The organism is Mycolicibacter senuensis, assembly GCF_003284925.1.
Taxonomy (GTDB): Bacteria; Actinomycetota; Actinomycetes; order Mycobacteriales; family Mycobacteriaceae; genus Mycobacterium; species Mycobacterium algericum_A.
Window position 1 is genome coordinate 52,330 of the sequence record NZ_QMEX01000008.1, and the last position, 21,465, is coordinate 73,794.

General features: G+C 67.8%; 20 protein-coding genes and 2 tRNA genes. 17 read left to right on the forward strand and 5 right to left on the reverse strand.

Going from position 1 to position 21,465, the window contains the following annotated elements:
* Nucleotide 1: 1 nt before the first annotated feature.
* The gene (locus DQP56_RS04850) at nt 2-925 is read right to left on the reverse strand and encodes a carbon-nitrogen hydrolase family protein (protein ID WP_112683854.1); all 924 of its coding nucleotides are present in this window, start codon (nt 923-925) and stop codon (nt 2-4) included.
* Between the two features lie 121 nt (nt 926-1,046).
* Here DQP56_RS04850 and ctaJ point away from each other — a divergent pair, with 121 nt between their 5' ends.
* Genes ctaJ through DQP56_RS04865 form a run of 3 tightly spaced genes read left to right on the forward strand, consistent with a single transcriptional unit; the run spans nt 1,047 to nt 2,554 of the window.
* Entirely contained in the window at nt 1,047-1,280 is a 234-nt protein-coding gene (gene ctaJ / locus DQP56_RS04855; RefSeq protein WP_112683879.1) for an aa3-type cytochrome oxidase subunit CtaJ, read from the forward strand.
* A complete protein-coding gene (locus DQP56_RS04860) occupies nt 1,267-1,734 on the forward strand; it encodes a DUF5130 domain-containing protein (protein ID WP_112683855.1) in 468 nt (155 codons plus the stop codon). Before ctaJ ends, DQP56_RS04860 begins: the two co-directional genes overlap by 14 nt.
* 22 nt (nt 1,735-1,756) lie before the next feature.
* Nucleotides 1,757-2,554, forward strand: coding sequence for a hypothetical protein (locus tag DQP56_RS04865; RefSeq protein ID WP_234825509.1), 798 nt, complete (start codon nt 1,757-1,759; stop codon nt 2,552-2,554).
* Between the two features lie 52 nt (nt 2,555-2,606).
* On the opposite strand, the gene pepN is transcribed toward DQP56_RS04865, so the two are convergent.
* Nucleotides 2,607-5,165, reverse strand: a complete 2,559-nt coding sequence (gene pepN / locus DQP56_RS04870) for an aminopeptidase N (RefSeq protein ID WP_112683856.1) — start codon at nt 5,163-5,165, stop codon at nt 2,607-2,609.
* Between the two features lie 98 nt (nt 5,166-5,263).
* Here pepN and DQP56_RS04875 point away from each other — a divergent pair, with 98 nt between their 5' ends.
* From DQP56_RS04875 to DQP56_RS04890, 4 genes are read left to right on the forward strand one after another with little or no spacing between them, the layout of a single operon-like run.
* On the forward strand, nt 5,264-5,875 hold the full coding sequence (locus DQP56_RS04875; protein WP_112683857.1) for a mycothiol-dependent nitroreductase Rv2466c family protein: 612 nt from the start codon (nt 5,264-5,266) through the stop codon (nt 5,873-5,875).
* Entirely contained in the window at nt 5,875-6,804 is a 930-nt protein-coding gene (locus tag DQP56_RS04880) for an aromatic alcohol reductase (RefSeq protein WP_112683858.1), read from the forward strand. The genes DQP56_RS04875 and DQP56_RS04880 overlap by 1 nt, the downstream gene beginning before the upstream one ends.
* Before the next feature lie 24 nt (nt 6,805-6,828).
* Entirely contained in the window at nt 6,829-7,308 is a 480-nt protein-coding gene (locus tag DQP56_RS04885; protein ID WP_205868800.1) for a ribose-5-phosphate isomerase, read from the forward strand.
* Nucleotides 7,309-7,325: 17 nt separating this feature from the next.
* Entirely contained in the window at nt 7,326-8,126 is an 801-nt protein-coding gene (locus DQP56_RS04890; protein ID WP_112683860.1) for an Fpg/Nei family DNA glycosylase, read from the forward strand.
* A gap of 31 nt (nt 8,127-8,157) precedes the next feature.
* Here the strand turns inward: DQP56_RS04890 and DQP56_RS04895 are convergent, their stop codons facing one another.
* Both DQP56_RS04895 and DQP56_RS04900 read right to left on the reverse strand, forming a co-directional pair.
* A complete protein-coding gene (locus tag DQP56_RS04895; RefSeq protein ID WP_112683861.1) occupies nt 8,158-9,381 on the reverse strand; it encodes a serine hydrolase domain-containing protein in 1,224 nt (407 codons plus the stop codon).
* Nucleotides 9,382-9,417: 36 nt separating this feature from the next.
* Nucleotides 9,418-9,488: transfer RNA gene (locus tag DQP56_RS04900), tRNA-Gly, on the reverse strand.
* Between the two features lie 126 nt (nt 9,489-9,614).
* Here DQP56_RS04900 and DQP56_RS04905 point away from each other — a divergent pair.
* From DQP56_RS04905 to clpP2, 4 genes are all read left to right on the forward strand, one after another.
* A tRNA-Pro gene (locus tag DQP56_RS04905) sits at nt 9,615-9,691 on the forward strand.
* A 55-nt stretch (nt 9,692-9,746) separates the two neighbouring features.
* Nucleotides 9,747-11,180, forward strand: coding sequence for a trigger factor (tig, locus tag DQP56_RS04910; protein WP_165824900.1), 1,434 nt, complete (start codon nt 9,747-9,749; stop codon nt 11,178-11,180).
* Between the two features lie 106 nt (nt 11,181-11,286).
* Entirely contained in the window at nt 11,287-11,865 is a 579-nt protein-coding gene (clpP1, locus tag DQP56_RS04915; RefSeq protein WP_013828383.1) for an ATP-dependent CLP protease proteolytic subunit ClpP1, read from the forward strand.
* On the forward strand, nt 11,862-12,509 hold the full coding sequence (clpP2, locus tag DQP56_RS04920; RefSeq protein WP_013828384.1) for an ATP-dependent CLP protease proteolytic subunit ClpP2: 648 nt from the start codon (nt 11,862-11,864) through the stop codon (nt 12,507-12,509). Before clpP1 ends, clpP2 begins: the two co-directional genes overlap by 4 nt.
* Before the next feature lie 32 nt (nt 12,510-12,541).
* On the opposite strand, the gene mmuM is transcribed toward clpP2, so the two are convergent.
* Nucleotides 12,542-13,471: a homocysteine S-methyltransferase gene (gene mmuM / locus DQP56_RS04925; RefSeq protein ID WP_112683863.1), complete on the reverse strand. Its 930-nt coding sequence runs from the start codon at nt 13,469-13,471 to the stop codon at nt 12,542-12,544.
* 251 nt (nt 13,472-13,722) lie between these two features.
* Between mmuM and clpX the strand changes: the two genes are divergently transcribed.
* The 6 genes from clpX (at nt 13,723) to DQP56_RS04955 (ending at nt 21,460) form a co-directional block, all read left to right on the forward strand.
* Nucleotides 13,723-15,006 (forward strand): ATP-dependent Clp protease ATP-binding subunit ClpX, encoded by a 1,284-nt coding sequence (gene clpX / locus DQP56_RS04930; RefSeq protein WP_112683864.1) that lies wholly within the window; start codon nt 13,723-13,725, stop codon nt 15,004-15,006.
* 289 nt (nt 15,007-15,295) lie between these two features.
* Nucleotides 15,296-17,239 (forward strand): 2-oxoacid:acceptor oxidoreductase subunit alpha, encoded by a 1,944-nt coding sequence (locus tag DQP56_RS04935; RefSeq protein ID WP_112683865.1) that lies wholly within the window; start codon nt 15,296-15,298, stop codon nt 17,237-17,239.
* On the forward strand, nt 17,236-18,321 hold the full coding sequence (locus DQP56_RS04940; RefSeq protein WP_112683866.1) for a 2-oxoacid:ferredoxin oxidoreductase subunit beta: 1,086 nt from the start codon (nt 17,236-17,238) through the stop codon (nt 18,319-18,321). Before DQP56_RS04935 ends, DQP56_RS04940 begins: the two co-directional genes overlap by 4 nt.
* A gap of 16 nt (nt 18,322-18,337) precedes the next feature.
* Nucleotides 18,338-18,922, forward strand: a complete 585-nt coding sequence (mobA, locus tag DQP56_RS04945) for a molybdenum cofactor guanylyltransferase (protein WP_112683867.1) — start codon at nt 18,338-18,340, stop codon at nt 18,920-18,922.
* Nucleotides 18,923-19,785: 863 nt separating this feature from the next.
* A complete protein-coding gene (locus DQP56_RS04950) occupies nt 19,786-20,109 on the forward strand; it encodes a transglycosylase family protein (protein ID WP_205868801.1) in 324 nt (107 codons plus the stop codon).
* A gap of 94 nt (nt 20,110-20,203) precedes the next feature.
* Nucleotides 20,204-21,460 (forward strand): saccharopine dehydrogenase family protein, encoded by a 1,257-nt coding sequence (locus DQP56_RS04955; protein ID WP_112683869.1) that lies wholly within the window; start codon nt 20,204-20,206, stop codon nt 21,458-21,460.
* The last annotated feature ends 5 nt before the right edge of the window (nt 21,461-21,465 follow it).

The window sequence follows — 21,465 nt, forward strand, 5'->3', positions numbered from 1 at the left end:
ACTAGGCCGGTTGAACGACGTGGCGCCGGTACCAGCGACGGCCATGCCAGCGCTGGTAGTGCCACACCGCGGAAGGCAGCGCCCCTCGCCGATGCAGCCAGAAGCCGGCGGGCGGGTCGAGTCGGGCCGGTTGCCGCCCCAGCGTGATCTCACCCAGGACGATGCCCTCGCCCTCGTCGGCACGCCGTTCGGCGACGACGGTGCCGTCGGCGTCGGTGATCAAGGTGGCGCCTTCGAAGTGGCCCTGATACGTCAAGGGCAGCCACGGCATGGCGCAGGTCAGGGTGCCCGCATGGGCGGCGTGCACCACCGGGGCGCCGACGTACTGGGCGAACGACACCGCCGCCCGCCGGGCGGTGCCGGCGTTATTTCGTTCCAGGCGGTCGAATAGCGCGTGCGGTCGCCACCGCGGAATCGACCACCAGCCCGAGCCTGTCATCATCAGGTCCACCCGGCCGCGCAGCCGGCGCACGGTCTGGGTGCGCATCAGCTCCCAGCACACCGCGGCTCCCACCGTGTGTTCGGCCGCGGCGAGCACCCCGTCGTCGTCGCCGGTGGTGTAGAAGGCGTTCTCCCACATCGTGGGCAGATCCTTGTCGTGCCGGCCCACCAGCCCGTCGGGATCGGCGAGCAGGTAGGCATTGCGGACGTGGCCGTCGGGATCGCGGCACAGGAATGACCCACCCACCAGGGCGCGATGTCGGCGGGCCAGGGCGGTGAGAAGCTCGGTCGCCGCACCATCGGGCGGCAGCGCGGCGGTGGCCAGCGACTCGTCGAAGCCGATCCCGGTGGTGAAGAACTCCGGCAGCGCGATCACTTCGGCACCGGCCCGGCCCGCCTCATCGGCAAGGCGCTCACAGGCGGCCAGATTGGCCGACACATCGCCCAGCACGGCCTGCAACTGGACAGCTGCCGCAAGAACCATTGATCATCGCCCTTCTGCAACGACGGTGCAGACCAGCCGCACGCTGGTTGCCAGTGCGAAGATATGGCCTCAGCCCGGGTTCCCGCCACCGGTCGATTCCCGGTGGGATACCGTCTACGGCGTGAGCGTGTTGTCATTCCTCGGCTACTTCGTCGGCATTCCGGTTGTGCTGGTCGCGCTGCTATCAGCCCGGATCTGGTCGCAGAAGGGGCCGCGCGCGGCCGTTTACCAGATGGCCGACCGTTGGACACATCCACCGATCCTGTGGGCGGCGACCGACGAGGCCGTCGGTCGCGGCCATGGTCACGGCAAGTCCGAGTTCAGTGTGGGGGGTGGAGCCAGTGGCAACTGGTGAGGTCGCGACGATCGACCCGGCGGACCTGCCGTACGGGTCGGCGATCACCTACAGCGGCCGGATTTCCGGGGTCACGGAGCCGGGCGAGGCGTCGCTGCACTACCCGTTCCCGGTCAAGGAGCTGGTGGCGCTCGATGATGCGCTGACCTACGGGTCACGGCAGACCAACGCCCGTTTCGCCGTCTACATCGGGGACCTGGGCTCAGACACCGCCGCGCGGGCCCGCGAGATCCTGGCGAAGGTGCCCACCCCCAACGACGCGGTGCTCATCGCGGTCTCGCCGGACCAGCGGGCCATCGAGGTGGTCTACGGCGCCGGTGTGGCCGACCGCATCGCCCCGGTGGCGCCATCGCAGGGTGTGGCCGCGGCGGCCGCGGAATTCAGCGACGGCAAGCTGATCGACGGCCTGGTCAGCGCGGTGCAGGTGCTCAGCGCCGGCATCACCCCGGCCTAGCCGCCGTCTTTCGGTCGCGGACGTGGCTGGGGGTGCCTCGCGCTGGCGCGGGAGCCCCGGTGGACCCACTCGCGCTGCCGTCGTATCGGCGTCGCCGGCGCACCACAGCTGGCTGGCGAACCTCGACCGGCGCGGGGTTGCCCCGCAGGCGGTGGCCGATATCGTCCGCCGGCAGCGCCTCTCCCGTGACAGCTTCCGGGCTCTGGACGCGATGGAGCAGATCACCGACCCGCACGGTCAGAGCTTCTTCGTGGTTCCCCGCGGTGCCGGCGGGAAGGAGACCCGTCACGCGGTGCGGCTGACATACCTGCTCAACGCGGGTACCGGCTACGGCCGGACCAGCACCCGCAACGATTTTCCCGAGACGCCGTACGATGTGGCCGAATTCGAGCGGATTATTCAGCGGCAGCGAGCTAACCGCTGGAGCTACGACGCGGTCCGGGTCATCTGCAACACCGGCGGTTGCCTGGTCACCACGCCCAACGGGTTGCTGATGGGGCTGGGCGGTAATCGGCTTCACGCCCAGCTCACCCGCCGTGCCGGGACCATGTGGGGTGACCTGTTCATGGTCAACATCGATCACGGGCCCGACCCGATGCGCAGGCTGCGAGAGATCGTCGAAGCCGGACGGATCTCGCCCGGTGGTCCCGAGCTGGACCGGGTGTTGCATCACGAGGAGATTCACGCCCAGCAGTGGGCCGCGCTGGGGTCGATACAGTTTCCCGCGCGCTATCTCGCCGAGGAGGCAAGAGTGCGGATCTTCGGCGGCACCAACAGCTTTGAAAGCGACGCGGGATTGTCCGACGGCGGTTACCAGTGAGCCGGCACCGGGCCTGAGCGGGTCGGGAGCTGTCCGCTCCGGCGGTGTCTGTTCAAGCGGCGTCGAAGGTGCGCGCCCGCAACGACCGCTCCACCCCGGCCCGGCCCTCCAGCACCAGCCGCCGAAGGGCCGGCGGCACCGCGGGATCGGCCAGGAACGCCTCGGCGGCGTCCAATCCGGCCTGACTGACGTCCCAGCCCGGATACAGCCCCACCACTACCGTCTGCGCCACCTCGCTGGAGCGCCGCTCCCAGACACCACGGATCGCGGCGAAGTACTTCTCGGTCAACGGCGCCAACAGCTCGCGCTGCCCGGGCTGCACGATCCCGGCGATGATCGCCCGGCCGGTGATGTTGGCCAGCGTGTCGTCCTCGATCACCTGCTGCCAGGCCGCCTGTTTGACCTCCGGGTGCGGCCGCGCCGCCGAGGCCTGCGCGCCCTGGCGCTTGCCCGCCGCGGTGGGATCACGCCGAATCTCGGCGTCGATCGCCTCGGAATCGAGCACGCCGCTGCGGGCCAGGGCCACCACGATCCGCCAGCGCAGATCGGTGTCGACCGCCAACCCGGCCAACCCCTGATCTGCGGGGTCGGCGTCTAGCAGCGCCGCCAGCACCGCGGTGTGCCGTTCGGACAGCACCGACGTGCACAGTGCGTTGACGTAGGCCAGTTGGTGATCGGAGCCGGGCTCGGCTGCGCGGGCCAACTCCAGCAGCCGGTCGGCGAACGCCGGCCAACCGTGCTCGGCGGCCCAGCCGGGTTCGGCGTAGAACCCCAGCGCGGTCTGCGCCTGCAGCAGCAGCCGCGAGGCGACCCCGACCTCGGTTTCGGCCTGAATACCGCCTTGCACCAGTGCCAGGAAATCCCGGGCGCGCAGCTCGGCCTCGCGGGTCATCTCCCAGGCCGCCGACCAGACCAGCGTGCGCGGCAACGGCTCGGCGATATCGGCGATGCGCTCCAGCGCGGTCGCCAGCGACTCCGGGTCCAGTCGCAGTGCGCAGTAGGTCAGGTCGTCGTCGTTGACCAGGATCAGCTTTCCTCGCGAAACCCCCTCCAGCGCCGGCACTGCCGTTGCCGGCCCCTCGACGTCGAGTTCTTCGCGGTGGGTGCGCACCAGGCGCCCGGCGCCGTCGTCGTCGTAGATGCCGATGGCCAGCCGGTGCACCCGGGTCTCGCCGTCGCCCGGGGCGGCACCGTCCTGGGTGACGGCGAACCGGGTGAACTTCCCGGCGTCGTCGAGATCGAAGTTCGCGCGCAGGGTGTTCAGGCCGGTGGTCTTGAGCCACTGGCGGCCCCAGTCGGACAGGTCGCGGCCCGAGGCCTTCTCCAGGGCGGCCAGCAGGTCGTCGAACGTCGCGTTGCCGAAGGCGTGCGCAGCGAAGTAGTCGCGCAGCCCGGCCAGGAAGTGGTCCAGGCCGACGTAGGCCACCAACTGTTTGAGCACCGATGCGCCCTTGGCGTAGGTGATCCCGTCGAAATTGACCTCGACGGCGGCCAGATCGGGGATGTCGGCGGCGATCGGATGCGTCGAGGGCAGTTGGTCCTGGCGGTAGGCCCACGACTTCTCGGCGTTGGCGAACGTCGTCCAGGCACTGGTGTACTCGGTCGCCTCGCTCTGGCACAACACCGAGGCGAATGTCGCGAACGACTCGTTGAGCCACAGGTCATCCCACCAGCGCATGGTGACCAGGTCGCCGAACCACATGTGTGCCATCTCGTGCAGCACGGTCTCGGCGCGCCGCTCATAGGACGCCCGGGTCACCTTGCTGCGAAAGACGTAGTCCTCCAGGAACGTCACCGCGCCGGCGTTCTCCATTGCCCCGGCGTTGAACTCGGGCACGAACAGTTGGTCGTACTTGCCGAACGCATACGGCACACCGAAATTGCGGTGGTAGAAACCGAATCCCTGCTTGGTCTCGGTGAACAGCCGCTCGGCGTCCATGTGCTCGGCCAGCGATGCCCGGCAGAACAGGCCCAGCGGGATCTCGCCGTGCTCATCGCGGTAGACGTCGTCCCACCGGGCATAGGGCCCGGCGATCAGCGCCACCAGATACGTGCTCAACTTGGGGGTGGTGGTAAAGGTGTGCACGCCGTCTTCCACAGCGGTGGTGGCGCCGTTGGAAACCACCTGCCAGTGCCGCGGCGCGGTGACGGTGATGTCGAAGGTCGCTTTGAGGTCGGGCTGGTCGAAACAGGCGAACATCCGCTTGGCGTCCGCGGTTTCGAACTGCGAGTACAGATACACCTCGTCGTCGACCGGGTCGACAAAGCGGTGCAGGCCCTCACCGGTGTTGGAGTAGTAGCAGTCGGCGTCGACTTCGACCACGTTGCGCTCGGCCAGGCCGGTCAGCTCGATACCGATCGACTCGTCGTAGGCCGACACGTCGAGTGCGCGGCCGTTGAGGGTGGCAGCGCGGATCGTCTCGGCGGCGATGTCGATCACGGTGTTGGTGCCGGGCAGCGCCTCGAAGGTGACGGTCGTGGTGGAGCGGAACGTGCGCTCGCCCGGGTTGCCGCCGCCGTCGGTCAGGTCGAGGGCGATCCGGTAGTTGTCGACGGTGATCGAGGCGGCCCGCTCGGCGGCCTGGTCGCGGGTGAGGTTAGGAAGTGCCACGCCCGCCAACAGTAGCCGTTGACCCGCTCGGGAACACCGCGCGGACGGGCATAGTTGTGTTGCACAGATGTTCCCCCGCTCCCGAGAGGACCTTGCTGATGTCCGACAAGTCGACAGCCGAGTTCTGGTTCGACCCGCTGTGCCCGTGGTGCTGGATCACCTCGCGATGGATCCTCGAGGTGGAGAAGGTCCGCGATATCGAGGTGACCTTCCGCGTGATGAGCCTGGCCGTGCTCAACGAGGATCGCGACGATATCTCCGAGGAGTACCGCGAGGGGCTGAAGAACGCTCTGGGCCCGGTGCGGGTGGCGATCGCCGCCGAACAGCAGCACGGCCACGAGATCCTGCGCCCGCTGTACACCGCGATGGGCACCCGGATCCATAACCAGAACAACAAGGACCTCCCCGACGTCATCGCCGGTGCGCTGGCCGAGGTGGGCCTGCCGGCCGAGCTGGCCGACGCCGCCACCACCGACACCTACGACGAGGCGCTGCGCAAGAGCCACCACGCCGGGATGGACCCCGTCGGCAAGGACGTCGGCACCCCGACCATCCACGTCAACGGGGTGGCCTTCTTCGGTCCGGTGCTCTCCCGGATCCCGCGCGGCGAGCAGGCCGGGCAACTGTGGGATGCGTCGGTGACGTTCGCGTCCTACCCGCATTTCTGGGAGCTCAAGCGCACCCGCAGTGAGGCGCCCGAGTTCGACTGATGGTTAGCGAGCGCATCCTGGTGTTGGGTGCCGGAGAGCTCGGGATGGCGGTGTTGCGGGCGTTAACGGGCAGCGCGGGTCGGTCCGATACCGCGGTGTCGGTGCTGCTGCGGCCGGCGACCGTCGAATCGAGCGATCCGCCCAGACAACACGCGGTTGCCCGGATACGACAGTTGGGTGCCGGGATCGAGTCGGGCGACGTGGTCACGTGGACGTCGGCTCAGCTGGCGGAGGTATTCGGCGGTTTCGACACGGTCATCAGCTGTGTCGGATTTGCGGCGGGTGTCGGCACGCAGCTGAAACTGGCTCGCGCCGCGCTGGCCGCGGGTGTGAGGCGTTTCGTCCCATGGCAATTCGGTGTGGACTACGACGTTATCGGCCGGGGCAGTCCGCAGCATCTCTTCGATGAACAGCTCGACGTTCGGGACCTGTTGCGAAGCCAGAGCGATACCGAGTGGCTGATCATCTCCACCGGTATGTTCACCAGTTTCCTGTTCCACCCATCATTCGGTGTGGTCGATGCGCCCGGCCGAACGGTGTACGCGCTGGGCAGCTGGGATACCGCCGTCACGGTGACGACGCCGGAGGATATTGGGGCGCTGACGGCGCGCATTTTGTTTACCGTCCCGAGGCTCGCCAATGAGGTGATTTACCTGGCCGGCGACACCATCACGTACGCCGATCTCGCTGACCTTGCCGAGGAGGTGCTTGGGTGCAAAGTCGACCGGGTGCTTCGGCCGGTGTCCGGCTTGATCGAGGAATCCGAGCGCGATACCGACGACTCGATGAAGAAGTACCGCGCTGTTTTCGCGCAGGGAAAAGGGGTGGCGTGGGACATCGGCGACACGTTCAACGGACGGCACAACATCGCCACCACGACCGCCGCTCAGTGGGCACGGGATAACCTGAAACCCGCGCCGGCGCGCTGAGGAGACTCTGACACAATGACCGCCATGCGCGTCTACCTCGGCTGCGACCACGCCGGCTACGAGCTCAAAGAGCAGATCCTCGAGCACCTGAAGCAGGCCGGGCACGAACCGGTCGACTGCGGGGCCTTCGCCTACGACGCCGAGGACGACTACCCGGCGTTCTGCATCGCCGCGGCGTCGCGCACGGTGGCCGACCCCGGCAGCCTGGGCATCGTGATCGGCGGATCCGGCAACGGGGAGCAGATCGCCGCCAACAAGGTGCCCGGGGCGCGGTGCGCGCTGGCGTGGAGCACCGAGACGGCAAAGTTGGCCCGCGAGCACAACAATGCGCAGTTGATCGGCATCGGCGGCCGCATGCACTCCACCGCCGAGGCGCTCGCCATCGTGGACGCGTTCCTGAGCACACCGTGGTCGAAAGCCGAACGCCATCAGCGGCGCATCGACATCCTGGCGGCCTACGAACGCACTCACGAGGCGCCGCCGGTGCCGGGCGCCCCGGCCTGACCAGGGGACCGTCCGGCATGCCCGAGGGGCACATCCTGCACCGGCTGGCCCGGTTGCATCAACGGCGTTTCGCCGGCGCTCCGGTAGCGGTGTCCAGTCCGCAGGGCAGGTTCGAAGCCGGTGCCGCCACGGTCGACGGACGGGCGCTCACCCGTGCGGAAGCCTGGGGAAAGCAGCTGTTCCACCATTACGCGGGCGGACCGATCGTGCGCGTCCACTTGGGCATCTACGGCCACTTCACCGAATTCCACCTCGCCGACGGCGTGCCGGCACCGGTCGGCCAGGTCCGGATGCGCATGATCGGTGCCGAGTACGGCACCGACCTGCGCGGCCCGACCGCCTGTGAGGTGGTCGACGAGGCATTCGCCGCTGATGTGATCGCGCGGCTCGGGCCGGATCCGCTGCGCGCCGATGCCGACCCGGCGCTGGCCTTCAAGCGAATCAGCAAGTCCCGCAGAACTATCGGCGCGCTGTTGATGGACCAATCGGTGCTCGCCGGCGTCGGCAACGTCTACCGCAGCGAGGTGCTGTTCCGGCATCGGATCGACCCGTTCCGGCCCGGCACCGCCATCGACGAAGCGGAATTCGACGCCATCTGGACCGATCTGGTGGCGCTGATGAAGGTGGGGCTGCGGCGCGGCAACATCGTGGTGGTCCGGCCCGAAGATGATCACGGTGCACCGGCCTACGCGCCCGGCAAGCCACGTACCTACGTGTATCGCCGCGCCGGGGATCCGTGCCGGTTGTGCGGGAACACCGTGCGCACTGCGGAATTGGAGGCCCGCAACGTGTTCTGGTGCCCGTCTTGCCAAAGCTAGGCAGGTGCGCGCCGCCACCGAGGGCAGCGCGTCAGTCGTCGTAGACCGTTTCGCGGCGGGGGCGAATCGGCACCCCGAGTGCGCGGTAGATCTCGTTGGACAGCACCACGCTGCGCGGGTCGGCATTGGCCTGGGTGTGGTCGAACCGGTTCATCACGTAGCCGTAGCCGATGCGGTGCTCCAGATCGACGAACGCGAACGAGCCACCCAGTCCGCCGTGCCCGAAGATCCGCCGGTTGGGACCGTTGACGCCCTGGGCGTTGAGCATGTAGCCCATGCCCCACCCGTGTTCGGCGACTCGGGGACCGAGCACCAGATCGGTTTCGGTGCCGCCCTGCAGCACCCGCAGCCGGTCCATGGTGGGACGGCTGAGCAGCTTCTCCTGCACCAGTGCGTTGTAGAACGTGGCCATTCCCAGCGCGGAGACCTGAGCGTTGGTGCCGGGGAACTCCAGTTGCCGCCACAGCGTCAGGTCGTTGGTGGCGATCTCGTCGTCGGGGGCGAACCCCATTGCCACCGCAAGCCCCGCCTTGGAATGGTGGTCCAGCGAGGTGGGGCGCTTGGGCGCGCCGGCCGAGGCCAGCATCTCCCGGATCGTCGGCTTGCCCACCGGGTCGGCGCAGCGGTAAGGCTGCTGGTCGGCCGGCACGCCGATGTGGACTTCGGCGCCGAGCGGGCCGGCGACTTCACTGTGCAGATACTGGCCCACCGTCATACCGGTCACGCGGCGGACGACCTCGCCGATGATGAAGCCGTAGGTGGTCATGTGGTAGCCCTGCGCGGTGCCGGGCCGCCACCACGGTTCGGCGGCCGCCAACCGCCGGCAGACCAGGTCCCAGTCGGTGACGTCGCGCCAGTGCATCGGTTCGCGCGGCCCGATCGCCCCGGAGCGGTGCGCCAACACCATCGCCAGTGAGATGTCGCCCTTGCCGGCCCGGCCGAACTCCGGCCAGTAGTGGGCCACCGGTCGCCGGAGGTCCAGTTCGCCGCCCTCGGCGAGCCGGTGCACGCAGGTGCTGGTCAGCCCCTTGGTGCCGGACAGCACGGTGCTCAGCGTGTCTTCCTGCCAGGGGCGCTGACCGTCGACATCGGCCGAGCCGGCCCACAGGTTCACGACGAGTTCCCCGTCGACATATGCCGCGACGGCAGCGCCGAGCTCGTCGCGCAGCGTGAAATTGCGCTCGAACTCGTACCGCACCCGTTCGAAGCGCGGCGAGCACGACCCGTGAATCCGGACGTGCTGGGTGCCGCCCATAGGCGTGCCTTCCTGCCAGGGAAAATCCCCGTTTCGAGCGGGCGACGGGAATCGAACCCGCGTAGCTAGTTTGGAAGACTAGGGCTCTACCATTGAGCTACGCCCGCATTATCCAGGCCAGACTGTACCGGCGTTGCCGACCTCAAATCCAATTGGCACTCCCCGCTGCGGCCCGTCAGGTGCGGGCGGCTGTGTTGCCGTTGTCGCCGGGCCGTAGGATCGCCTGGTCAGTGCGGGGTGTAGCGCAGCTTGGTAGCGCATCCGCTTTGGGAGCGGAAGGCCGCAGGTTCAAATCCTGTCACCCCGACCAGCAGCGCGCGCCGCACCGGCACGACAGACCGTCAACGATATCGAGGAGTACGCCCGTGAAGAGCACCGTCGAGCAGCTGACCCCCACCCGGGTTCGCATCAACGTGGAGGTGCCGTTCACCGAGTTGCAGCCGGACTTCGACCGGACCTACAAGCAGCTGGCCCAGCAGGTGCGCATGCCGGGCTTCCGGCCGGGCAAGGCGCCGGCCAAGCTCATCGAGGCCCGTTTCGGCCGCGCCGCGGTTTTGCAGCAGGTGGTCAATGAGGCGCTGCCCAGTCGCTACAGCGAGGCGGTCACCAGTTCGGAGCTCAAGCCGCTGGGTCAGCCCGACATCGAGGTGACCAAGCTCGACGACGGCGACCAGATCACCTTCACCGCCGAGGTCGACGTGCGACCGGAGATCACGCTGCCCGACCTGGAGCAGCTCAAGATCAGCGTGGACCCGATCGAGGTCGGCGACGACGAGGTGGACGCCGAGCTGGACGCGCTGCGCGCCCGATTCGGCACGCTGACCGGTGTCGACCGGCCCGCCGCCGAGGGCGACTTCGTCTCGATCGACCTGGACGCGACGGTCGACGGCGAGGTGGTTGAAGGCGCCGCCACCGAGGGGTTGTCGCACGAGGTCGGCTCGGGCCAGCTCATCGATGGCCTTGACGACGCGATCGTGGGCATGTCGGCCGGTGAGAGCAAGACCTTCACCACCAAGCTGGCGGCCGGCCCACATGCCGGCAAGGACGCCGAGGTCACCGTGACGGTGCAGTCGGTCAAGGAACGTGAGTTGCCGGAAGCCGACGATGAGTTCGCGCAGCTGGCCAGCGAATTCGACACCATGGGCGAGCTGCGGGAGAACCTCACCGAGCAGGTCAGCCGGACCAAGCGCATCCAGCAGGCCGAGAAGGTACGAGAGGCGACGCTGGAGGCCCTGGTCGAGCAGGTCGAGATGCCGCTGCCCGAGGCCGTGGTGCAGGCCCACATCGACAATGCGCTGCACAACGCGCTGCACGCTGTGGACCACGACGAGAACAAGTTCGCCGAGTCGCTGGCCGAGCAGGGCTCCTCGCGCGCCGAGTTCGACTCCAACACCCGCAGCGAGGCCGAGAAGTCCGTCAAGACGCAACTGCTGCTCGACGCGCTCGGCGACGAGCTGGAGATCCAGGTGGGCCAGAACGACCTCACCCAGCACCTGGTGCTGATGTCGCGGCAGTACGGCGTCGCACCGCAGCAGTTGATGCAGTTCCTGCAGCAGAACAACCAACTGCCCGCGGTCTTCGCCGATGTGCGCCGGGGTATGGCGCTGGCAGCGGCCGTGCGCGCCGCCTCCGTCAGCGACACCGACGGTAACGAGATCGACACCGCCGAGTTCTTCGGTCGCGGCGCCGAGGCCCCCGCCGATGACGCTCAGGCCGATGAAGCCGAGGCGGCCGTCGCCGATGAGCCGGCCGGGGCCGCGGACGACGCGGTCGAAGCCGGGGCGGCATCCGACGAGTGACGCTGTAAGCGAACGAAGCCGGTTCGGGCCGCCTACAGCCGCGCCGGTTCGTTAGGGTCGTAAGCATGTCTCGGCATATGAATCTCGAGAAAGCAGGTATCCAACTGTGAGCCAGCCCGGTCTGAACCTCGTCGACTCCGTGTACGAGCGGTTGCTGCGAGAACGCATCATCTTCCTGGGGTCGCAGGTGGACGACGACATCGCCAACCGGCTGTGCGCGCAGATCCTGTTGTTGGCCGCCGAAGACCCCACCAAGGACATCTCGCTCTACATCAACTCCCCGGGCGGTTCGATCAGCGCCGGGATGGCGATCTACGACACCATGGTGCTCGCGCCGTGCGATGTCGCCACCTACGCGATGGGGATGGCCGCCTCGATGGGCGAGTTCCTGCTCGCGGCCGGCACCAAGGGCAAGCGTTACGCTCTGCCGCACGCCCGGATCCTGATGCACCAGCCGCTGGGCGGGGTGACCGGCAGCGCCGCCGACATCGCCATTCAGGCCGAACAGTTCGCGGTCATCAAGAAAGAGATGTTCCGGCTCAACGCCGAGTTCACCGGTCAGCCGATCGAGCGCATCGAGGCGGACTCCGACCGTGATCGCTGGTTCACCGCCCAGGAAGCCCTGGAATACGGCTTCGTCGACCACATCATCACCCGCGCCCACGTCAACGGAGATGCCTCATGAACCCCGAGACCTTGCGAGCCATCGCACCGCAGGCCCGCTACATCCTGCCGTCGTTCGTCGAGCACTCCAGTTGGGGCGTCAAGGAGTCCAACCCCTACAACAAGCTGTTCGAGGAGCGCATCATCTTCCTCGGCGTGCAGGTCGACGACGCGTCGGCCAACGACATCATGGCGCAGTTGCTGGTGCTGGAGTCGCTGGACCCGGACCGTGACATCACCATGTACATCAACTCGCCGGGCGGCTCGTTCACGTCGCTGATGGCGATCTACGACACCATGCAGTACGTGCGGGCCGACATCCAGACCGTCTGCCTGGGGCAGGCCGCCTCGGCGGCCGCGGTGTTGCTGGCGGCCGGTACGCCGGGTAAGCGGATGGCGTTGCCGAACGCCCGGGTGCTGATCCACCAGCCGTCGCTGTCCGGGGTGATCCAGGGGCAGTTCTCCGACCTGGAGATCCAGGCCGCCGAGATCGAGCGGATGCGGACCCTGATGGAGTCCACCCTGGCCCGCCACACCGGTAAGGACCCCGAGGTGATCCGCAAGGACACCGACCGGGACAAGATCCTGACCGCCGAAGACGCCAAAGAGTACGGGATCATCGACACCGTGCTGGAGTACCGCAAGCTCTCGGCGCAGACGGCCTGAGTTTTTCTCGCCGAGCAGTCGCGAAAGCCCCCTCAATCCCGCTTTGGAGGGGGCTTTCGCGACTGCTCGCGCAATAGGGTGGCGACTGCTGCGATATCGACCGGGCCGACCCGGCAGCAGCCGCCGACGATGCGCGCCCCGGCGGCTACCCACGCCGGCACCAGGGCGGGGGAGAAGCGCGCTGGACCGGACCAGCGACCCGCGCTCCAGCCTTCGCCACTGTTGGGGTAGACGATCACCGGCTTTCCGGTGATCTCGCGGGCGATCTCGATCGCCGGCAGGACATCGTCCGGGGCGCAGCAATTCACGCCCACCGCGACGATCTGTGGCACCCCGGCGGCGACGGCGAATGCGTCGGTCAGCGGTTGGCCGGCGCGGGTCGCGTTGCCCTCGATGGTGTAGCTGAGCCAGGCCGGAACGTCGGCCTCGCTCACCAGGTGCAGCAGTGCCTCGGCCTCGTCGACGTCCGGGACGGTTTCGAGCGCGAGCACATCGGCCCCGGCGTCGGCCAGGATCTCCAGCCGGGGGCGGTGCCAGGCCGTCAACTCCGAGACCGAAAGCCCATAACGGCCAACGTATTCCGAGCCATCGGCGCGCGCGGCGCCGTACGGGCCGACCGACGCCGCCACCCAGTGCCCAGGTGCGCCGCCGCCGGCCAGGCGGGCCAGGTCCACGCTGCGGCGCAGCAGCCGTTCGGCGGCCCGGCGATCGATCCCCCGGGCGGCGAAACCGTCGAAACTCGCCTGATAGCTGGCGGTGGTCGCGATCATCGCCCCGGCGGCGAAGAAGGCGGCGTGCACCGCGGCGATGTCGTCGGGGGCATCGAGCAGCAGGCGGGCCGACCACAGCGGGTCGCAGAAGTCCCCGGAAAGATCAAAGCCGCGGGCTTCCAGTTCGGTGGCCAACCCGCCATCGGCGACGATCACGGTATCGTCGGGCACGGCGAACCCCACGTTCGCCACTGTAGGGCTCCGAGTTGCCGCCCGCCTCACAGCGGGGTAACGGCGACGATTCGCTCACGCCGCGCCAGCGCGTCACGCGCCGGGTGGGGCAGTTGGGGCGATATCTTCTTGGAGCACACGGACAGCAACGAATACCAACGACGCGATTCGGCCTTATCGGTCGCCTCGCATCGGAACAAGCGGGTAGCGTCGGGGCCAGACACCGGTACCTCGACGACTGACGGCGAACAGGAAGTAGGTCCTCACGCACCATGGCGCGCATCGGAGACGGCGGTGACTTGCTGAAATGTTCGTTCTGCGGGAAGAGCCAGAAGCAGGTCAAGAAGCTCATTGCGGGTCCCGGCGTCTACATCTGCGATGAGTGCATCGACCTGTGCAACGAGATCATCGAAGAGGAGCTGGCCGACGCCGACGACGTCAAGCTCGACGAGCTGCCCAAGCCCGCTGAGATCCGGGACTTCCTGGAGGGCTACGTCATCGGCCAGGACACGGCCAAGCGCACCTTGGCGGTGGCTGTCTACAACCACTACAAGCGCATCCAGGCCGGCGAGAAGAGCCGGGATTCCCGCTCCGGTGAGCCCGTTGAGCTGACCAAGTCCAACATCTTGATGCTGGGCCCCACCGGCTGCGGCAAGACCTACCTGGCCCAGACGCTGGCCAAGATGCTCAATGTCCCGTTTGCGATAGCGGATGCGACAGCGCTCACCGAGGCGGGCTACGTCGGCGAAGACGTGGAGAACATTCTGCTCAAGCTGATTCAGGCCGCCGACTATGACGTCAAGCGCGCCGAGACCGGCATCGTCTACATCGACGAGGTCGACAAGATCGCCCGCAAGAGCGAGAACCCGTCGATAACCCGCGACGTCTCCGGTGAGGGCGTGCAGCAGGCGCTGCTGAAGATTCTGGAAGGCACCCAGGCGTCGGTTCCGCCGCAGGGCGGCCGCAAGCACCCGCACCAGGAGTTCATCCAGATCGACACCACCAACGTGCTGTTCATCGTGGCCGGCGCGTTCGCCGGGTTGGAGAAGATCGTCGCCGACCGGGTTGGCAAGCGCGGCTTGGGTTTCGGCGCCGAGGTCCGGTCCAAGGCGGAGGTCGACACCGTCGACCACTTCGCCGAGGTGATGCCCGAAGACCTGATCAAGTTCGGTCTGATCCCCGAGTTCATCGGCCGGCTGCCGGTGGTGGCCTCGGTGACGAACCTGGACATGGAGTCGTTGGTCAAGATCCTTTCGGAGCCGAAGAACGCTCTGGTCAAGCAGTACACCCGACTGTTCGAGATGGACGGGGTGGAGCTGGAGTTCAGCCAGGACGCGCTGGAGGCGATCGCCGATCAGGCCATCCACCGTGGCACCGGGGCACGTGGCCTGCGGGCAATCATGGAAGAAGTGCTGCTGCCGGTGATGTATGACATCCCCAGCCGCAACGACGTCGCCAAGGTCGTGGTCACCAAGGAAACGGTGCAGGACAACGTGTTGCCGACGATCGTGCCGCGCAAGACCTCGCGTGCCGAGCGTCGCGACAAGACCGCCTGATCCGAGCGTGGGCGCGCCCGTCGCGACGGGTTACTCACCGGTAGCGAACTTTTCTTAAAGTTCGACTGTCGTCAAACGTGACCAAAACCACATTTTTGCCGGAAGTCGACCGAGAACCGTACCCTGACGTCGGTGTTTGTCGGTAAGTCGGTCGGGTTCCGATACGGTGTGGCGTCGAACCGTCTCTAAGAACGGTGCAATAATCGGTACTGCCAGTGACAGAAAAACGTGTGGGTTGCGCCAGCCGCGCTGTGCGGGCCCGGTCAGACAGTGATGGAAGGCGGGGGCCGTGGGTCCGAGCGGTAACGGAGCCGGGTCGGCGCCCGGGCGCCAAAAACTCGAAAAAGTAGTAATCCGCTTCGCTGGCGACTCCGGCGACGGCATGCAGCTCACCGGCGACCGCTTCACCTCCGAAGCGGCGTTGTTCGGCAACGACCTGGCCACCCAGCCCAACTACCCGGCCGAGATCCGCGCCCCGCAGGGCACCCTGCCGGGCGTGTCGTCGTTCCAGATCCAGATCGCCGACTTCGACATCCTCACCGCCGGTGACCGCCCCGACGTGCTGGTGGCGATGAACCCGGCGGCGCTGAAGGCCAACATCGGCGACCTGCCGCGCGGCGGGATGGTGATCGTCAACTCCGACGAGTTCACCAAGCGCAACCTGGCCAAGATCGGCTACGAGGCCAATCCGCTTGAGACCGAGGCGCTCTCCGACTACGTGGTGGTCCCGGTCGCGATGACCTCGCTGACCCTGGGCGCCGTCGAGGCGATCGGCGCCACCAAGAAGGACGGCGCGCGGGCCAAGAACATGTTCGCGCTCGGCCTGCTGTCGTGGATGTACGGCCGGCCCATCGAGACCAGTGAGCAGTTCATCCGGGAGAAGTTCGCCAAGAAGCCCGATGTCGCCGACGCCAACGTGCTGGCGCTCAAGGCGGGCTGGAACTACGGCGAGACCACCGAGGCGTTCGGCACCACCTATGAGATCTCACCGGCCAAGCTGCCACCGGGGGAGTACCGCCAGATCTCGGGCAACACCGCCTTGGCCTACGGCGTGATCGCCGCCGGTCAGCTCGCCGACACGCAGGTGCTGCTGGGGACTTACCCCATCACCCCGGCGTCGGACATCCTGCACGAGCTGTCCAAGCACAAGAACTTCAACGTGCTGACCTTCCAGGCCGAAGACGAGATCGCCGGTATCGGCGCGGCGATCGGCGCCTCCTACGGCGGCGCGCTGGGCGTCACCAGCACCTCCGGTCCGGGCCTGGCGCTCAAGGCCGAGGCGCTGGGCTTGGCCGTGATGACCGAACTGCCGCTGCTGCTGATCAACGTCCAGCGTGGCGGTCCGTCGACCGGGCTGCCCACCAAGACCGAGCAGGCCGACCTGTTGCAGGCACTCTATGGCCGCAACGGCGAGTCACCGGTCGCGGTGGTGGCGCCATGCACGCCATCGGACTGCTTCGACGCCGCCATCGACGCCGTCCGGATCGCGCTGACCTACCGCACCCCGGTGGTGCTGCTCTCCGACGGCGCGATCGCCAACGGCTCCGAGCCGTGGCGCATCCCCGACATCAGCGCGATCGAGCCCATCGAACGCAACCTGGCCAAGGCCGGGGAGGAATTCCAGCCCTACGCGCGTGACCCGCAGACCCTGGCGCGCCAGTTCGCCATCCCCGGCACCCCCGGTCTGGAGCACCGCATCGGCGGTCTGGAGAAGGCCAACGGCTCCGGCGCGATCTCCTACGAGCCGGCCAACCACGACCTGATGGTGCGGCTGCGGCAGGCCAAGATCGACGGCATCAAGGTGCCCGACCTGGTCGTCGACGACCCGACCGGTGACGCCGAACTGCTGATGCTGGGCTGGGGCAGCTCGTACGGTCCGATCGCCGAGGCGTGCCGGCGGGCCCGGCGCGGCGGCGTGAAGGTCGCGCAGGCTCACCTGCGGCACCTCAGCCCGTTTCCGGCCAACCTGGGCGAGGTGCTGCGGCGCTACCCGAAGGTGGTGCTGCCGGAGATGAACCTGGGCCAGTTGGCGCTGCTGCTGCGCGGCCGCTACCTGGTCGATGTCCAGTCGGTGACCAAGGTCGCCGGTCAGGCGTTCCTCGCCGACGAGGTCGAGGCGATCATTGACGACGCGCTGGCCGGGACGCTGGCCGAGCGGGAGAACGAGAAGGCGTCGCTGGCCACGGCCGCGGCGGTGACCATCGCGGGCAGTACAGCAGGAGCGAATTCATGACCACAACCGAACCCGCCAGCTCCCTGGTAGGCACCGAGCTGGGGCTGACCGCCCTGAGCGGGGTGCCCACCACCGACGAGCCGCAGAAGTCCAAGGACTTCACCTCCGACCAGGAAGTGCGTTGGTGCCCGGGCTGTGGCGACTACGCGATCCTCAACTCGATCCGCAACTTCCTGCCCGAGCTGGGGGTGCGCCGAGAGAACGTGGTGTTCGTCAGCGGCATCGGTTGCTCGAGCCGGTTCCCGTACTACATGAACACCTACGGGGTGCACTCGATCCACGGCCGCGGCCCGACGTTCGCCACCGGGCTGGCGACCGCTCGGCCGGATCTGTCGGTGTTCTTGATCACCGGTGACGGCGACGCGCTGTCCATCGGCGGCAACCACCTGATCCACACGCTGCGCCGGAACGTCAACCTCACCATCCTGCTGTTCAACAACCGGATCTACGGGCTGACCAAGGGGCAGTACTCGCCGACGTCGGAGACCGGCAAGATCACCAAGTCCACACCGTTCGGTTCGCTGGACAACCCGTTCAACCCGGTCTCGCTGGCGATCGGCGCCGAGGCGACCTTCGTCGGCCGTGCCCTGGACTCCGACCGCAAGGGCCTCACCGAGGTGCTGCGCGGCGCCATGGAACACCGCGGTTCGGCACTGGTGGAGATCCTGCAGGACTGCCCGGTGTTCAACGACGGTTCCTTCGACCTGCTGCGCAAGGAGGGTGCGGAGAACCGCATCATCAACCTCCGGCAGGGCGAGAAGGTCACCTTCGGTGCCGAGGGCGAGTACTGCGTGATCAAGTCCGGCTTCGGGCTCGAGGTCGCCAAGACCGCCAACGTCTCGGCCGAGCAGATCGTCGTGCACGATGCCACGCTGCCCGACTCGTCCTACGCGTTCGCGTTGTCACGGCTCTCCGAGCAGGATCTGTCGCACTTCCCGATGGGCATCTTCCGCAAGGTCAACAAGCCCACCTACGACGACCTGGCGCGCGCGCAGGTCGCCGAGGCCCGCCAGGCCACCGCGCACGACACCGCCGCCCTGCAGGCGCTGCTGCGTGGCCGCGACACCTGGACCGTGGATTGAGGCGAGCCCTAAGGCCATGACCGGCCGACGGGTCGGTCTAGCCGGTGTTGTGCTCGCCGGTGGCGCATCGCGCCGGATGGGCCGCGACAAGGCCACCCTGACCGTGGCGGGTCGATTCGACGGCCGCACCCTGGTCGAGCACCTGGTATCGGTGGTCGCCCAGTGCTGCGATCCGGTCTTCGTGGTGGCCGCCCCGGGGCAGGCCCTTCCCGCATTGCCGGCGCAGGTGTTGCGCGACGAGGTGCCCGGGCTGGGGCCACTGCCCGCGGTCGGCCTGGGGTTGCGTGCCGCCGCGCGCGCCGGCGCGGATCGGGCGTTCGTCTGCGCGGTCGACATGCCGTTTCTGGCGCCCGCGGTGATCGACCTGCTCGCCGGCGCACATCCCGGTGCCGACGTGGTGCTGCCGCGGGCAGGCCGGGACCACTATCTGGCCGCGGTGTACCGGACGGCACTGGCCGGAACCATCGAAGCCTTGGTCGCCGATGGGGAGCGCCGGGTGAGGGCGTTGGTCGACATGGTCGAGGCGCAACGGATCGAACTCGAGGATCCGGCGCCGCTGGCCAACCTCAACTCTCCGGATGACATCGCCGGCCTCTGCTGAGCCCACACGCGACCCGACCGCCGGCAAGGGCGAAATGGGACAGCAAATACGGTGACGAAGGTGATGAAATGTATTTGGTTCCGCTGCCGACGCGTTGAATAAATGTTCGTGTTAGCGCTGTGAAATAGGACCTTTATCAAAAGTCGAGGGTCTCGACCGTCGACGGTCGAAGAGTGCTGATCATTCGACGAAAGCTGTTGTAGTGCAGCAGGAGTCATGCCGTTCTTCCACCGTGGCAGGCCTGGCGACCCGTTCGGACGCCGGTCTCGTCGCTCTCGGTCGCAATTGGATCTTTCGCGTATAGCTGTGCGGTGATACCGCCCATTCGTCACGCTGATTACCGGCTGTCCCGCCCGCAGTGCCCCGGGTAGCGGGCGAGCGCGAATATGGGTCCTGAACTGCGAGTTACGGCGGAGCTGGCGCAGTTCGGCCCGTCGCGGGCACGCGAGTCAGTGGCCCAGCCCACAAAATGTCCGTGATTTGACTCACGAAAAACAACCTAGCCGGTGGACGCTTAGAAAGACTAAAAGCTGTCGGTGACCTGGCGAAACCATTCGTCGCGGTGGTGTGATGGTTTCGTTATCTCTCCGAAATGCGTTCGTCATGCGGTTGGACTTCTCGCATGAACGTTTCGTAAGTTTCCCCTCGCCCGAATGCAGGGCAAACAAAGTGAATCCACGGAACCGCGTGTGAGCGGGGCCGCGGGCGGCCCCATGAATGCTTCCGCGGTGCCGGGTGTCATCCCGGCGGGCAGCCCTTGCCCCCGCTGTCGTGCCTGACCTAGACGGCACGTCTCGAAGATCAATCCCGCCTGAGGTCCATCCCGGCTGCACTTCGGAGCGCGCACCGCGAAAGGAACAATGTTGAAGAAGGTCCGTAAGCCCCTCACCCTGGCCGCGATCGCCGGCGCGCTGATCACCGGTGCGGTGGCACTCTCCGACGCGACCGCCAGGGCGGACAGCGTCAACTGGGACGCCATCGCGGCCTGCGAGTCCGGCGGCAACTGGTCGATCAACACCGGCAACGGTTACTACGGCGGTCTGCAGTTCAACGCCGGCACCTGGCGTGCCAACGGCGGCAGCGGCATGCCCCACCTCGCCAGTCGGTCCGAGCAGATCCGGGTGGCCGAGAACGTGCTGCGCAGCCAGGGCATCGGCGCGTGGCCGGTCTGCGGCCGTCGCGGCTGACCTTCCAGACGACCCTTCCAGACGACGGCGCCGGGCGATGAGCCCGGCGCCCTCGCCGTCTTCGGAATCCGGTGCGGCGGGTAGCGTCGGATCCATGTCTGAGACGCCACGTGAACTCGACGTCATCGTCTACGGGGCGACCGGTTTCGTCGGGAAGCTCACCGCCCAGTACCTGGCCCGCGTCGGGGGCGAGACCCGCGTCGGGTTGGCCGGCCGCTCGGCGGAGCGACTGCGCGCCGTCCGCGATGAGATCGGCAGCGCAGCGCAGGACTGGCCGATCGTGGTGGCCGACGCCGACAAACCGGCGTCGCTGGAGGCGATGGCGGCCCGCACCCGGGTGGTGATCACCACCGTCGGCCCCTACACCCGATACGGAATGCCGCTGGTCGCGGCGTGTGCGGCGGCGGGCACCGACTATGTCGACCTCACCGGCGAGGCGATGTTCGTGCGCGAGAGCATCGACACCTACCAGAAACAGGCCATCGACAACCGGGCGCGCATCGTGCACGCCTGCGGCTTCGACTCCATCCCGTCGGATCTGAGCGTCTACGCGCTCTACCGGGCGGCCCGCGATGACGGCGCCGGCGAGTTGCTCGACACCAATTTGGTGGTGCGGGGGTTCTCCGGCGGTCTGTCCGGCGGCACCATCGCCTCGATGACCGAGGTGCTGCGGACCGCCTCCACCGACGCCGACGCCCGACGTCAACTCTTCGACCCCTATACCCTCAGCGACGATCGCGGCGCCGAGCCCGAGCTGGGCGCGCAGCCAGACCTGACCTGGCGTCGCGGACGTGACATCGCCCCCGAACTCACCGGCATCTGGACCGCCGGCTTCGTCATGGCGCCCTACAACACCCGGATCGTGCGACGCACCAACGGGCTGTTGGAGTGGGCCTACGGCCGGCGGTTCCGCTACGCCGAGCACATGAGCGTCGGCTCGTCTGCGGTGGCTCCGGCGCTGTCGGGACTGGCGACCGGACTCGGCGCCGTGACCGTCGGACTCGGCAGCCGATTCTTCCGGTTGCTGCCGCGCCGACTGGTGGAGCGGGTGCTGCCCAAGCCGGGCACCGGCCCCAGCCAGAGCCGCCGTGAGAACGGCTATTACCGCGTCGAGACCTACACCACCACGAGCAGCGGTGCCCGCTACCTGGCGGTCATGGCGCAGCAGGGCGACCCCGGCTACCAGGCGACGTCGGTGTTGCTAGCCGAGAGCGGGCTGGCGCTGGCGTTGAACCGCGATGCATTGCCCGACCGCTTCGGGGTGCTCACCCCGGCGGCCGCGATGGGTGATGCGCTGCTGGTTCGGCTGCGCGCAGCGGGTGTGACGCTGGACGTTTCCCGGCTGAACTGACCGGT